The sequence below is a fragment of the Pseudoalteromonas sp. NZS37 genome (assembly GCF_015864265.1).
In the GTDB taxonomy this organism is placed as follows: Bacteria; Pseudomonadota; Gammaproteobacteria; order Enterobacterales; family Alteromonadaceae; genus Pseudoalteromonas; species Pseudoalteromonas arctica.
In genome coordinates this window covers 182512-197568 of the sequence record NZ_JADYXL010000007.1, presented here as the reverse complement: position 1 = coordinate 197568, position 15057 = coordinate 182512, and the positions used below count along the sequence as shown (strand labels likewise).

Annotated in this window: 9 protein-coding genes; 7 read left to right on the top strand and 2 right to left on the bottom strand. The window is 36.3% G+C overall.

What is annotated here, in order from left to right; all coding sequences use genetic code 11:
- Positions 1 to 132 precede the first annotated feature (132 nt).
- Complete coding sequence (gene ppsR, locus I6F47_RS14660; protein WP_197184107.1) at positions 133 to 942, top strand: posphoenolpyruvate synthetase regulatory kinase/phosphorylase PpsR; 810 nt, start codon at positions 133 to 135, stop codon at positions 940 to 942.
- Positions 943 to 1001: 59 nt separating this feature from the next.
- Here the strand turns inward: ppsR and I6F47_RS14655 are convergent, their stop codons facing one another.
- Positions 1002 to 2351, bottom strand: coding sequence for a class II 3-deoxy-7-phosphoheptulonate synthase (locus tag I6F47_RS14655; RefSeq protein ID WP_008167282.1), 1350 nt, complete (start codon positions 2349 to 2351; stop codon positions 1002 to 1004).
- 1002 nt (positions 2352 to 3353) lie between these two features.
- On the opposite strand from I6F47_RS14655, the gene I6F47_RS14650 reads away from it, so the two are divergent.
- Entirely contained in the window at positions 3354 to 4229 is an 876-nt protein-coding gene (locus I6F47_RS14650) for a DNA replication terminus site-binding protein (protein ID WP_197184106.1), read from the top strand.
- 69 nt (positions 4230 to 4298) lie between these two features.
- Here I6F47_RS14650 and I6F47_RS14645 read toward each other — a convergent pair whose 3' ends face one another.
- Positions 4299 to 5513: a hypothetical protein gene (locus I6F47_RS14645; RefSeq protein WP_024591590.1), complete on the bottom strand. Its 1215-nt coding sequence runs from the start codon at positions 5511 to 5513 to the stop codon at positions 4299 to 4301.
- 772 nt (positions 5514 to 6285) lie between these two features.
- Between I6F47_RS14645 and I6F47_RS14640 the strand changes: the two genes are divergently transcribed.
- From I6F47_RS14640 to I6F47_RS14620, 5 genes are all read left to right on the top strand, one after another.
- The gene (locus I6F47_RS14640; RefSeq protein ID WP_007583176.1) at positions 6286 to 7524 is read left to right on the top strand and encodes an AAA family ATPase; all 1239 of its coding nucleotides are present in this window, start codon (positions 6286 to 6288) and stop codon (positions 7522 to 7524) included.
- Positions 7525 to 7539: 15 nt separating this feature from the next.
- Entirely contained in the window at positions 7540 to 8502 is a 963-nt protein-coding gene (locus I6F47_RS14635) for a transcriptional regulator (protein ID WP_165722004.1), read from the top strand.
- 426 nt (positions 8503 to 8928) lie between these two features.
- A complete protein-coding gene (locus I6F47_RS14630; protein ID WP_010552907.1) occupies positions 8929 to 12075 on the top strand; it encodes a DEAD/DEAH box helicase in 3147 nt (1048 codons plus the stop codon).
- A gap of 1067 nt (positions 12076 to 13142) precedes the next feature.
- On the top strand, positions 13143 to 14609 hold the full coding sequence (rmuC, locus tag I6F47_RS14625; protein WP_007583680.1) for a DNA recombination protein RmuC: 1467 nt from the start codon (positions 13143 to 13145) through the stop codon (positions 14607 to 14609).
- A gap of 61 nt (positions 14610 to 14670) precedes the next feature.
- On the top strand, positions 14671 to 14862 hold the full coding sequence (locus I6F47_RS14620; protein ID WP_007583678.1) for a DUF3185 family protein: 192 nt from the start codon (positions 14671 to 14673) through the stop codon (positions 14860 to 14862).
- Positions 14863 to 15057: the final 195 nt, after the last annotated feature.

Genomic DNA, 15057 nt, shown 5'->3' with positions numbered 1-15057 from the left:
TGTAGGTCTAACTGTGAGAGTTAAGAAAGAAAACCTTTTATAAAGGTCATCATCATTCTACACTGGCAATAGTCCTCACGTAAACCGTGAGAAACCCATTTTAGGGATTTAAACGCAATAAAAAGGTTAATTATGAGAACTGCTTTTTATATATCAGATGGAACCGCTATTACTTCAGAGGTGTTTGGGCATGCGACTTTGTCGTTGTTTCCTATCGATTTTAATCATAAAACAATTCCATTTGTAGAAACTGAAGAAAAAGCGCACGAAATTAAAGCATTAATTAATGCAACCGCTGCAAAAACAGGCGAAAAGCCATTTGTTTTTTTTACTTTTGTTAATCACAATTTAACTGAAATTATAAAATCGGCTGATGCAGTCACGTATGACTTTTTAACTACATATAGCGAAAAAATAGAAAAAGAACTGAATGTAGCCCCAGTTCCTAAAATGCATCGTACGCATTCTATCCACGAAAAAAGTTATGACTTTAGAATTGATGCCGTTAATTATGCTCTTATGAATGATGATGGCGGAAATATTAAAAACTTTTCTGAAGCAGACATCATTTTAATTGGCGTTAGTAGAAGTGGTAAAACACCCACAAGCTTATACTTAGCACTGCAGTACGGCATTAAAGCGGCTAACTACCCTATTACAGAAGAAGATTTAGACAATGAAGGTTTGCCTAAGTGTTTAGTCCCTTATAAACATAAGTTATTTGGACTTACGATTGACCCTGAGAGACTTGCGGCTATTAGGCATCGACGTATGGCGAACTCTAAGTATGCTTCAATTAAACAGTGTCGTATTGAGGTTCGCGAAGTGGAAATGTTGTATAAGCGTCATAAAATTGCTTACTTTAATTCTACGCATCATTCTGTTGAAGAAATATCTGCAAAAATATTGATAGAAACAGACTTGGAGCGACGTAAGTACTAACTTACTCATCAAAGAAATAAAAAAACCGCAACTAAGCGGTTTTTTTGTATCAATAAATATTATTTACGTGCGTCTTTTAGTAAATCAGCTACTAAAAAGCCTAACTCTAATACTTGGTCGGCGTTAAGGCGTGGGTCACACTGCGTTTTGTAACGCTGTGCTAGGTCATCGTCAGATAAACCGTAAGCCCCGCCTGTACACTCTGTAACGTGCTGGCCTGTCATCTCTAGGTGAACACCACCTGCGTATGAACCTTCAGCTTTGTGTACAGCGAAGAACTGACTGATCTCGCGCATAATATTGTCGAAGTTACGTGTTTTGTAACCTGATGTCGCTTTTTCAGTGTTACCGTGCATTGGATCTGAGCTCCAAATTACTTTACGGCCTTCTTGTTGAACTCTTCTTACTAGCGCTGGAAGTTTTTCAGGAAGTATATCTGCACCCATACGCGTAATTAGCGTTAAACGACCAGGAATGTTATCTGGGTTTAATGCATCAATTAAACGAATTAGGTCATCTGGGTCCATACCTGGGCCAACTTTAACACCAATTGGGTTTTTGATGCCTTTGAAAAACTCAATATGTGCATGGTCTAGTTGACGAGTACGTTCACCAATCCAAACAAAGTGAGCAGAACAATCGTACCAATCACCAGATAAGTGGTCGCGACGAGTAAGCGCCTCTTCGTAACCAAGTAATAACGCTTCGTGAGAAGTGTATAAATCGGTTTCTTTTAAGCTTGGCGCAATTGTAGAGTTAATTCCGCACACTTCCATAAACTCTAGTGCGTCTTGAATTTTATCAGCAAGTTGTTGGTATTTTTCTTTAAGTGGATTTGCAGCAACAAAGCCCATGTTCCAACGGTTTACCTGGTGAAGATCGGCAAGGCCACCTTGTGCAAAAGCACGTAATAAGTTTAACGTAGCGGCACTATGATGGTATGCAGTCATTAAGCGTTGTGGATCGGGTATACGTGCTTCTTCTGTAAACTCGATATTATTAATAATGTCGCCACGGTAAGATGGTAAAGACACGCCATTAATTGTTTCTAAGTCTGCTGAACGAGGTTTAGCGTATTGACCAGCCATGCGCGCTATTTTAACTACAGGGCATTTACCGCCGTAAGTTAATACAACAGCCATCTGTAAGATTGTTTTGAATGTATCGCGAATGTTAGCGGCATTAAAATCGCTAAATGATTCTGCACAGTCACCACCTTGAAGTAAAAAAGCACGACCTTCGCACACATCTTCAAGTTGTTTGAATAGGCTTCTTGTTTCTTCAGCAAAAACTAAAGGCGGTGCCGTTTTTAATTGGCTTTCTACTGATTTAAGTATTTCTTGATCCGGGTACTGTGGCTGCTGCAGTATTGGCAGCTCTCTCCAGCTATTTGGGTTCCACGATTGCATAATTTTTCCTCATTCCTACATTACCTGATAAGAAGAAATTAACGTATGCAGGCCCCTATGTTCAAGGACTAAATTCACTATTTTCCAATTATTTAGTTATGAGTTAAGTATAATAGTAATCTTACTTAACCTAGGTGGTTATATAACATACACTTTAGTTTTATTTCGAAGAAACTAAAGTGTTTAAATACATGAGTTTAGAGCTAACTATTTACAATTTTAACGTATTGAGAATAAATAGTACATAAGGGTATGTTATACGTAATTTAGATAGGAACACATCATACTTAAATAGCTGCTTCTGTAATCTTAACTTTACGCGGGCAATTAATTAAAAGCTATCAAGTGCTATGTGCAGAGCTTAATGTATGATATGAGCGTTTGTGGTAATCATTTATCTGCGCTTTAAATCCTAGACGCATAGTCTTGTATAGCACTCGTATGCAGAACTATATTCACAAGTGCCACAACTTAAAGGCGTGGTAGGCCATTAAGTTTTCTCTTCAAAGTGATAGTGCTAATTTACAATTCATCATGATTAAAGCCCCTACTGCTTGAAGTATCCTTAAAGAGGAACTGATATCAAAAAGCATTTGTAGTCATTGTAACCTTTAGCCTGTCACCATACTGCCAACACGGTGTAATATGAGTCAGTAATTATAAATAATAATGAATGCTAAGACGGTTAGATAAATATATGAAATTATATAACTCCGCTTAACTCATTTTTCTAAACTTAGTTTTACCACCTACTACTTAGATAATCTAGCACTTGGCGTATTAGTCTTTTTATATACGACAAAGTAAATACTCCAATGTCATATGAATTAGTAAGGAGTTTCAATCTTTCTTCATTTATATATTCTCATCTTAAAGAACACATCATACTTATTTTAGTTATTATGTTACTATAAGCTCCGAGTACTATTTGTTATTTATTTAGACAAAGCAAAGTGCATGTAATAATATAAGGCTAGTAAGATGTGTTCTTTGAGGTGTGTAATGGTAACTAAGGTACAAATTAGAAGTCAGTTTGATTTAATGAACGAATTAACTTTGAGGTTGATTGAAGAACTAAAAGAGTGTGAATTCTCCAAAGCGGAATATTATCAATTACCAGATGTAAGTAGTCTCGATGAGAGTAAAGTTCCAAAATCTATACTTGTTTCTAAAATCACTGGAGTACCTGCTCAAAAAGCAATCCTAAACTCTTTTTCAGACATGTATAAAAAATCAGGATTAAGCAGTCGTGTTTTAAAAAGGCACCCTGGTTTGCTCGTTATTAAAAATGCAGATAAACACGCTTTAAATAATCGTATAGCTCAAGTAAATAAAGCTAAAGCTACGTTTAAAGAATGTATTTTAGCTATTGATAGCAACGATGCTCGATTTGAAGCAGTTCACAATGCTATACCAAATTTAATAACGCTTGCTGCATATCGTAAAATTCATAGTGAAAGCGAATCGCCATTTTCGGTTAGGTTTACTTGGATGCACAAACACGCAACTAAAACGCTGACTAAAAAAATGGCTCTCGAAATGCTCGACAAATCGGCCAGTTATCGAAATCCAAGAATGATAGATCAACAAAAATGGCAATCACTTGTAGCTCAAGAACAATTACGGGTTGCTAGTTTAGGCGAAAAGGAAAAACTTAGAATTCGCCGCCCTACTCGAGTGAGTCCACAGGTAAATGTGAGATATACGGCGCAAAATCGCTATCATGTGAGTGCTGCATTACCCTTTATTCTGATTAATCCAGAACCAGACGTAAAATTAGGTATATTACCTGATTATCAAAAACCCGAAACTCACCCTCGTAAGCGCGAGTATGATTTTTTGGTTGATAGGTTATATTTAGAACAGGTTGAGCGGTAGTCATTATGTTAAAAAGGCCACATAGTGTGGCCTTTTTAGTTATCCGTACAGTATTTAAAATAACGGTTATTATTTTTCTACTATTTCTTCAATTTTATCTTCATCAATCAGTACGGCATTTTCAACAATGCGTTTACCGCCTTGGATTTCAATGCGTTTATTGTGTTTGTTCAATGTAAGTATTTCATCGCAAAACTGATCAGACGGGTGCATTTCGTATGTGTAATCGATAATGTTACCGGTTTTGTCATCTTTAACATTTGTAATGCTGTATTCTGATATTGCACCTTTTTCAATCAAATCTTTCATTGTGGTGGTCATATCACGACGAAGTGCTTTTAATTTATTTTCGGTAATATCATCAGTTGAATAAATAGATCCGTATTTTTCCATAATTGAAAGTAATCTAAAATGGTACGTTTTACCTGGTGCTGCATAACGCCAAAGGTGATACAAACGAAGCATCATCCAACGCGATAATCCACGTTTTAATTCTTGAGCGCTATTAAAGTAATACCCTTTGTATTCAAGGTTATCAATCATGTTATGAACAAATGCATTTAAACAGGCAACACATTTTACATTGCCACCCTGACCTTTTTTGCCACTAAAATGCAGTGACGATAAAAAGTTCATGTTTGACTCGTAAAACGAATCATCTATATCAGAATTTTTAGTATCTGTTGCCGAATATTTAAATGAAAGTTTAGAACCTTGCAATGCTTCAAGTGACTCTTTTATTGCAGGATATGGCATTGACTGCCCTACCGCTTTGAGTTCTTGTGCTAATTCGTTCATAGAAAAAACAACCGCGTATTGAATACCGGATTTAAAATTAATTTTAACTATTTTGCCTTTAGAAGCTAAACGAATAAGTGCTCGCTCTACTTTTTCTTCTCTATCTGATGGCCAAACAAGGTATTCAACATCTTCGCCATCTTTGCGTGTACTTACAACAGCTGGCGTTATTTTTATTTCGCCATCGTACAAAATACCATCTACTTTTTCAGATATTTTACGCGTAATAATTGTTTTTTTAGGCGCTTCTTCAAGTGGCAATTTTTTATAGCCCGAGCGAACAAAGCGTCCCCACAAATCATAGTGATTAAACGTGTTTGAATATGCACGTAATCCATGTGCTGCATTTTCAATAGAAATTCGCACGTCTTTGTTGTCTGTAAATAGTGCTAAACTTTCGTTATCTATTGCACTTTCCACCCCGTGGATTTGGCCCCTAAGTGTATCGGGCAAGTTATCTACCGAGATGTTGACCTTTCGGCTCATTGTTCTTATTTCCATTTTTATTGCGACAGCTAATAACAACACATTAAGCAACAAAAGTTAAATGTTTAAGTTAGTATAAAAGTGATCTGACTTTAAATAAAACGTTTGGATCACTATTATACTAAGTGATGTACATTACTTACGATTTCAGATCATATTTATACTAACTGGACTATCACAAATCTAATTTTTACTAACTCAGCTGTTATTTTGTCCATTACAATGGCTTAATTTTAAAATTAAGCACGACAAATACACCAAAAAATATATTCCCCTGTGGATAAAGCCTTACCGAGTTAGAATAGATCTGATCTGTACCAAGTACAGATCAGATCTATACTAATTAAAAGCGTATTTTTATGTTACGACTAGTGCATAACTTTATAATTTACTTAGTAAAAAACTGATCTGCAGGGCTTTTTTTGTTCATAACTTCATGCGTAACCTGTGCATAACTCTATATTTAAAATAGACCTTAGTAAAAAGCTGATCCGCAGGTAGATAAAGATCTGATCTTAACCAAGTATAAACCTGATCTGCTTTTTTAAACATTATTCATATAAATCATAATGTTATGTGCTTTTTTTACACCCTTAACCTTTATTACCTATATATTTAACCACCTTTAAACTTCTTTATTTATACTAAGCAATATTAAAGGTGTAAAAATATTTTTAGATGTCTTGTTTTTAAAATGCATGTCGTCTTAAATAGTTGTTTACAGCTATTTGAATGGACATTATACTAACTGCCTAACTTTGAGGAAGAAAGTATGTCTATCAACAATAACGCATTAAGTACCTATCGGCTTTTGAAAGCCACAGCTGAAGTTGCTGAAAAATCATTAGAAGGACGTATTCAGCACTACCGTGCTCATCTTAAATCAGAAGAAAAAGAATTAAGAACGTATACACAAAAAGCAGCTGCTGATTTATTAGGTTGTAATAATCGTACTTTAAAAAGACGTCATGATAATGGCGACTTCGATGATTTAAACATAAAACGCGGTGCTAACGGTCACTATGCTTACACATTAGTAAATATTTTTGCTATGGCCGATATTATGGACATTAAACCAGATCATCGTACTGGTGATGACAAACTGCAAGTTATTGTAATTAATTCTCTCAAAGGCGGCTGCGGTAAAACTACCAGTATGGTTAATATAGCGGCAGCGCTTGCAACTACAAATATTAAACGTTATCGCATTGGTATTATAGATTTAGACCCACAAGGCTCTTCTTCAAGCTTTTTTCCTTCAAGTGAGCACGATCCGATTACTGTTGGTGATTTAATGCGTGATTGCATAGATTTAGACGAGGGTGAAACATGGCCTGAATTTGTGTCTAACTCATTTTTACCAACGCATATCCCAAATATTCGTGTATTACCATCGGGTATGGATGACTTTTACTTTGAGCACGAAACGGCAACATTGCTCAAAGATACCTCAAATTATGAGCAAACTCGCCATTACCACAAGTTACTTGAGAAAGTAATTGATCCCGTTAAAGACGAGTTTGATATTATTTTAATTGACACAGCACCTACCCTTAACTTTATGTTTTATAATGCATTAATGGCCTCTACTGCGATGCTTATTCCTGTTCATCCAGAAGCTGTAGATTTTGATGCTAATAACAAATATTTAAAACGACTAGGTGAGATTTACCATACAGTTGCAGCACTTGGCCATGAGGGCTGGGACTTTATGCAATTTTTAGTGACCAACTATGTGAAAGGTAATCACTCACAGCGCGATATCGTTAAAGATGTTCGTAGTGCATTTGGTCGCCAAGTAATGAGCTACCCAATCAATCACAGCTCCGCGATTACCGCTAGTTCATCGTCTTTCAACACTATTTTTGATCAAAAAGCATCAGACAGCTTAGCAAGTCGTGAGTCATTAATGCGCGCTCAAGAAAATATTAAAGATGTGGTCGATGAGCTAGAAATGCTTATTCGTTCAAATTGGCAGTCAACTCAATCAACACTCAATACCCCTAAGTAAGGATGTTAAATAAAAATGGCTAAAAAACGTAAAAATGACACCCGCTTAGATCCATTTGCAACTGCTGTAGGCAGCAGTAGTCTTGATGCATTACTAGAACAAGCGAATGCTGGCGATGTAATTAGAATGCCTGCACCGAGTGACCCTGCTCGTCAAATTACGCTTGTTTGTAAAGTGATCGCACATGCTGATATTGAATCTACCACTGGTGTATATGGCAAAAATCGTCGTGTACAAGCACTTCTAAACGAAAAGTCAGTATCAGACATTCTTCCTGCAATTCGTGAAGATGGCCGAAATCAACATCCTGCCCTACTTTGGGATCAAGGTGACAAAAGTTTAGTTCTGGCAGGTTCACGTCGTCGTATGGCCTGTATTTTAGGTAACGCAGATTATTTAGTACTTAGTTCAAGCGATTTTACTGATCAAGATGCAAAAATTTTAGCGGTATCTTCAGATCAATACATTGCTCCTAGTTTATGGGAGCTTGGCCAAGCATACCAACAAACTAAAAATGAACTTATTGAGCAAGGTAAAAAAGGATCTTACAGAGAGATTGCCGCGGTAGAAGGTGTATCGCATACTGCAATTGCAGATGCAATTAAAGCTTATGAGCAAATTCCTGCTGATGTCATTGCGCTTTACCCTACTGCTAATCACGTAGGTCGCGAAGTCGCTAAAAAGCTTGTTAACGCAAAGGAGCGAGACGAAGAGGCGTTTAATCAACTTGTTAGTGCCCTTGCTAGTGATGAAGAGTTAAATGCGATTACAAGCGACGACAAGCGTGCAATGGCGATCACTAAATGCCTAACTTCAGAGCCACAAGTAGCTGTTAAGCGCGAAGCTGTACTAGAAAATAACTTTATATCGGTTCAACGCAATTTAAAAAGCGGTGATGTCTCTATCAAAATTGATAATAAAGTAATGACAGACAAGCGCTTAGAGCAATTAACTAAGTTATTAAGTGCCTTTAATTAGTTAGTTAAATAATGATCTGTCAGGCATATTTACTTAGTTAAATAGTGATCTGGCAGATTGTTTTGTTAGTAAAAATCTGATCTTTACTGGCCTATTTCCTCTTTAAATAATCATATTCCTTCTTCAAGATCACTTTTTTACTAACTAATCTCCTCTTTTTAGCTACATTCCTTCATTTATTATTATTGTTAGTAAAATCGTGATCTGTAATGCCTACTTTTATGTTTCTAACTATATGTAACTTCTACCATTGCAGTTGTTTTAAATATTATTTTGTAAAATTGGATGCTTATTTTTACTTACAAACCGATTTTTTACTAAGTTATCAGCTCCAACCAGTTTATATCTTGTTAATAGTGCTTTAGCTCAGAGCACATAAGGCATATACTGGCAGGATTATTTTTAAAATTTAATGCTTAGAGTGACATGTCTGCTAACTTATCAAAAAATGATTTAATGGCTATTTTTGAAGAAATTAAAAATGAGCAGGCTACCCAGTTTCCTCTGTCTGAACGCTTTATTAAAAAACTTTTCCGTGAAAATGTTTTAGATAAAGGAAAAGAATATTACAAGAAAGGTCAAATTACTTGGCTAGAACACACCCCTAATTTTTCTGTAGTCGACTCTACTGTACAAGTGGATAATGGATCATCGTTTAACCAACGTATTGAGATCAGTAAAGTACCAACTGGTTATTCTGTTGATACGCATTGTACGTGTAATGCAAAAACTAAATGCCGACATTTAGCTGCTATTTTATTTAAGCTCAAAATAGAGCACTCTGGTGAGTATGGCGAAGATTACTTTATTAATGACTGGTTTAGCGAATTAAGCGCACTTAAAAGTGGTGATCAAAACACGCCATCGCAAGTATTATTATTTGTATTAGATATTGAAAATAACAAAGTATTCTTAACACCTAAAATAGCGAATGTTGAGACTAAAAAGAATTACACGCTAGGTCGAAACCTGACCGAGCAGCAGTTAAATAGTTTTGTAACGCCGAGTGACTTACTCGAAAGTGATTTTAGATTATTTAGTTGGATACGCTCACAAAATGCAGTGGGAAGTATTGAGCTAAAAGGCCAGTGGGGTTTTAGTGCCTTACAACAGTTGATAGCTACAGAACGCCTGTTTTTCCAGCGTTCTCGAGTGCCAATTAAGGCGCAATCGGGCCAAGCATTAAGTTTTAGTTGGGAGCAAGATAAAGATCTCTCACAATTAGTTATTAAGCTTGAGCAAACACAAAACTGGGCTTTATTAAAAACAACACCACCTACTTACCTCGATTTAGATCATTTAAAAGCGGGCCGTCTTCGCACCCCATTGAGTGCAGACGAAATAGCACATTTACAAACTATGCCTGCTTTGCATGACGCTAACTTTGATAGAATATACAAGCAGCTTGCCGATAACTTTGGTGCAGGTGTAATACCCCACCCTACTAATTTACAGCCAACATTGCCTAAAATCTCTAGTAATGCTGTTTTAAAAGTAACTATGGGCGATCAAGGTTTATCTCTTTCGTTGTTATTTAAGTATAAAAATAAAAACTATTTAGCAGGTGCTGCACCTGCAAGTACGATTAATAGTGCATTTGAAAATACTGTAACTAACGAGCTAATTAACTTAGGATTTGAATTTTGTAAAGGGGGTTTACAAAGTGAACTGGTATTTACAAAGCAGTCTTCAATCCATTTGCATTGGCTAATATACGAAGTATTCCCTGGCTTTAAGCAACGCGGTTGGCAAGTAAGTGTAAGTAAAGTAACAAGTCCTAATCCGCAGTGTGAAGTTAGTTTACATGTACACCGCGCAGCAGGGCATCAAATGCACTGCAAAGTATTGCTATGTGATGCTAAGGCATCGCTGTTGTTTACCAATACTGACCCGCTATATCAGTCATTAAATCGCCAAAGTGAACTATTTTACTACTATCCGCTTGGTCGTGAATTTGGGGTTATTAATAAGTCAGCAATTAACTTATTAAATGAATTTAAAGAGCGTTTTGAATTTGTAAAAACACGAGACGAATTTAATATTCCGCTTTCGTATTTACCTGAATTAGTAAAGCACACTGCTATAAACGTAGAGCTTCACGACGACTCATTAGAGCTATACTTACAAGAGCTAAATAGTCCCGATAAAGCAATTACTAAGGTTTCATTACATGGCTTAAATGACTCAGTAACACTTCGTGAGTACCAACAGCAAGGTGTTGACTGGCTTAGCTTTTTAAAACGTCACCAATTAGGTGGTATTTTAGCTGATGACATGGGCCTGGGTAAAACCTTGCAAGTTATTGCATTTTTAGCCAGTACATTTAACCGCCCGCAAGCGGGCCCTACACTTATAGTGTGTCCAACTAGTTTGGTGAGTAACTGGAAAAACGAAATTATTAAGTTTGCTAAAAGCTTAAAAGTCACCACTATTTTTGGTTCAAACCGTAACGATCCTTTACAGCACCTAGCGCAAGCGCAGTGTATACTTACTACATATCCACTTTTAAAGCGTGATATTGCATATTATTCGCCATTATATTTTGAAAATATAATCCTCGACGAAGCACAATACATTAAAAACGATACCGCACAGGTTTCGCGATTAGTTAAACGCTTAAATGCCGACTTTAAACTTTGTTTAAGTGGTACTCCAATCGAGAATAATTTACTTGAGCTTAAATCGTTACTCGATTTTGCTATGCCATCGTTACTTGGGTCTCAAGCCCACTTTAAGCAGCACTTTCAAACGCCTATTGAGCGTGAAGCTGATATGGAGAGAGCTGAGCAGTTAAAAGCGTTAATTATGCCTTTTATAATGCGCCGCACTAAAGCACAAGTAGCGCAAGAGCTGCCTGAAAAAACAGAGCTAACTAAAGAGTTTGAGTTTGAGCCTAAGCAAAAAGAAATGTATCAAGGTATTACACGTTCATTAGAAGAGAAGCTAATAGACTTATTTGCCGAACAAGGCGCACAAAAAAGTAAACTTGCATTTTTAGAGGCACTTTTAAAGTTAAGGCAAATTTGTTGCCACCCTAAATTAATAGATCCAGACACTCAAGCAGGCTCAGCTAAGCTTGAATGGTTAACAACACACTTACCGCTTATGTTAAGTCTCGGTCGTAAAATTATTATATTTAGTCAGTTCACATCGGCACTTGATTTAATAGCCCAACGCCTTGAAGAAATAAACATTAACTTTAGTATGCTTACGGGCCAAACGCGCCACCGAGATAAAGTAATCGACGAGTTTACCAGTGGTAAAACATCTGTGTTTTTAATTAGCTTAAAAGCCGGCGGTACAGGCCTTAACCTTACACAAGCCGATACAGTTATTCACTTTGATCCATGGTGGAACCCTGCTGTAGAAAAGCAAGCGACTGATAGAGCTTACCGTATTGGCCAAACTAACCCTGTATTTGTGTATAAGCTCATAATGAGTAATTCAATAGAGCAAAAAGTATTTAAAATGCAACAAGATAAACAAGCCCTTGTAGATGCGTTATTTACTGATAAATCAATGAGCTTTACAAAGTTTGATGAACAACAAATGTTATCGCTAATTAAAAACTAAATTGATTTAAAAAGTTTTGATCTTTTTATGAACTTAATTAAAAAGCGGACGTCTACTATTATGCTTGTTGGTTAATTGCAGTTAGCACAAGCATCATGTTGATTCCCCATTTAGTTACTAATTTTAGTAATGATTAAGCCAGCCCATTTTGAGTTGGCTTTTTTTATGCCTAAAATTTAGCGTTCGGCACTTATTTTAAAAGTTTTTACTTTTTTATGAACTTAATTAAAAAACGGACGTCTACTATTATGCTTGTTGATTAATTGCAGTTAATACAAGTTTTCATGTTGATTCCCCCCATTTAGTTACTAATTTTAGTAATGATTAAGCCAGCCCATTTTGAGTTGGCTTTTTTTATGCCCAAAATTTAGCGTGCAGCACTTATTTTAAAAGTTTTTATTTTTTTATGAACTTAATTAAAAAAGTGGCGTCTATTATTATGCTTGTTGATTAATTGCAGTTAATACAAGTTTTCATGTTGATTCCCCCATTTAGTTACTAATTTTAGTAATGATTGAGCCAGCCCATTTTGAGTTGGCTTTTTTTATGCCTAAATTTAGCATTCAATTTTTATTTTAAAAGTTTTGATCTTTTTATGAACTTAATTCAAAGAGCGGCGTCTACTATTATGCTTGTTGATTAATTGCAGTTAATACAGGTTTTATGTTGATTTCCCCCTATTTGATTACTAATTTTAGTAATGATTAAGCCAGTTCATTTTGAACTGGCTTTTTTTATGCCCATAATTTGATTTGTTTAAATCAACCCGAATAAAAATAAATGATCTTTCGTAAATTAATTTGAATTAATTATTTTGTTTTCCGGTCTACTCTAATGCCTGTTGTTATATAGCCTCACCCAGTAATATTAGTTATTTTGGTGATTATGTATTTAAGTTGCAGCTTACTCGGGCACATGTTGATTTTCCCTTTGATTACTTAATTTAGTAATATTTGACCAGCTTATTTTGAGCTGGTTTTTTTATGTCTGTAATTTCTTTGCTCCCCTACTTCTATTGCTTGTTATTGGTTATGATGGCATGTCTCTAAATTTTATAAGTTTATTTTATGCTCACTCAAGTACTCACTAATATTGATTGGCTAAGCGCCGGTGCTGGTGTTGCGTTAGGCGTTGTATTTTACGGCGTTGTATCAACACAGCTTCGCAAAAAGCTACATCTACAAATAAGCGAACAGCAGCAACAGCTTTCCCTATTACAAAATCAATTTGATAATAAAGAGCTGCAATATAGCGCCTTGCAAGAAGATCACGAACTGCTAGAACATACTCACCAAGAACAGCGCGATGAAGCCCAGCATTTTAAAACGCGTTTTAGCGAACAAGAAAAACAAAGCATTCAATACAATCACTTTTGGCGTAAAGCCGAAGGCGAGCTTGCAGCGCTTCGTGAGCAATATAATCAACGCGATGTTGAATATAATAATATGCGCACCACCCTTGAGCAAAAACAACAAAGCTTTACCGAGCAACTCGCGCAAATTGAGCAAAGTAAAAATATGCTCAAAAAAGAATTTGAAAACCTAGCCAATAAGATTCTAGAAGAAAAATCACAAAGCTTTAAAACCTTAAATCAAGAAAGCATTGAACAATTATTAAAACCGGTTCAAGGAGAGCTAAAAGGCTTTAGAGAAAAAATGGAATCAATACATGTTGAAGACATAAAACAACGAACCGCGCTTAAAACCGAGCTATTGCATTTGCAAGCTAAAAGCCAAGCTATAACAGATCAAGCCGACAAGCTCAGCAACGCGCTACAAGGGCAAAAGAAAACCCAAGGTAATTGGGGCGAACTCATGCTCGAAAACGTCTTAGATAGCGCTGGCTTACGTGCTGGCGTTGATTATAAGCGCGAAGTGTCGTTTAACACTGAAGATGGCCGCTTACGCCCTGATGTAGTTGTTTACTTACCACAAGGCCGCCACTTAGTCATTGATGCTAAAACATCATTAAATGCTTATACACGCTATGTGAACGCTGAAAATGAGTTAGATGCTAATCAAGCAATTAAAGAGCATGTAAACGCCGTTACAGCACGTATTAATGAGCTTGCGAGTAAATCGTACGACCGTTTACCAGGGCTTAATTCGCCTGAAGTTGTGGTTATGTTTGTACCAATAGAATCAGCTTTTGTAGAAGCACTTAAATATCAAAGTGATATTTACCAACAAGCAATCGAAAAAAATATACTGGTAGCTACACCTACTACCCTGCTTACTAGTTTAAATATTGTTAAACAGCTTTGGCGTTTTGAAGAGCAAACCAAATACTCAAAAGAGCTGGCAAATCGGGCTGAGCGTTTTTATAACAAGCTCAATGGTTTTTTATTAAGTATGGAAGGCGTAGGTAAGCAGCTTGATAAAGCGAAAGAAAGTTACGACAAAGCGTTCTCGCAATTATACCGTGGTAAAGGTAATTTAATTAAACAAGCATCAGAGTTTAAAGAGCTTGGTGTATCGGTACAAAAAGAGTTACCTAGTGAGAGCGTTGAACGTGCGCAGCTAGAGCTTGATTAGATTTATTAAGTGTTTTCAATTAAGTATGTTAAATAATGTACGTTAGAAACCAGAGGTGTTTATGAATAATAAGATTATAGGTATTGTTTTAATCGTTATAGGTATCGCTTTAATTATGTGGGGATATGACGTGTATGATGCGGCGGCTTCGCAGCTAAGCCGTGCATTTAGTGGTGATACACCAATAGAAGCATGGGCGGGTATTATTGGCGGTGCCATCTGTGTGTTAATTGGCATTAAAAAGCTTAAGTAACATAAATAAAATACAGCTTACTGGGGCTTGTTGACCTTTCAGGATAAAATTTGTTCAATCTAGGGGCTATTTAATCGCGGCGCGAGGTTTGTAATTTAGTGGGCTCGATAACTGCTCCTGCGTTACTCTAATGGCTTACATCCATGTAATAATAAGTAAAAATCGAGCAAAGCTTCCGCGTCCTGCTCTCGCCCC

What these genes read in the sequence shown, in the direction of transcription:
- I6F47_RS14645 (WP_024591590.1), bottom strand. Translation starts at nt 5,513, where the DNA reads ATGAGCCGAAAGGTCAACATCTCGGTAGATAACTTGCCCGATACACTT.
- I6F47_RS14635 (WP_165722004.1), top strand. Translation starts at nt 7,540, where the DNA reads ATGGCTAAAAAACGTAAAAATGACACCCGCTTAGATCCATTTGCAACT.
- I6F47_RS14620 (WP_007583678.1), top strand. Translation starts at nt 14,671, where the DNA reads ATGAATAATAAGATTATAGGTATTGTTTTAATCGTTATAGGTATCGCT.
- I6F47_RS14630 (WP_010552907.1), top strand. Translation starts at nt 8,929, where the DNA reads ATGTCTGCTAACTTATCAAAAAATGATTTAATGGCTATTTTTGAAGAA.
- I6F47_RS14640 (WP_007583176.1), top strand. Translation starts at nt 6,286, where the DNA reads ATGTCTATCAACAATAACGCATTAAGTACCTATCGGCTTTTGAAAGCC.
- rmuC (WP_007583680.1), top strand. Translation starts at nt 13,143, where the DNA reads ATGCTCACTCAAGTACTCACTAATATTGATTGGCTAAGCGCCGGTGCT.
- I6F47_RS14655 (WP_008167282.1), bottom strand. Translation starts at nt 2,351, where the DNA reads ATGCAATCGTGGAACCCAAATAGCTGGAGAGAGCTGCCAATACTGCAG.
- I6F47_RS14650 (WP_197184106.1), top strand. Translation starts at nt 3,354, where the DNA reads ATGGTAACTAAGGTACAAATTAGAAGTCAGTTTGATTTAATGAACGAA.
- ppsR (WP_197184107.1), top strand. Translation starts at nt 133, where the DNA reads ATGAGAACTGCTTTTTATATATCAGATGGAACCGCTATTACTTCAGAG.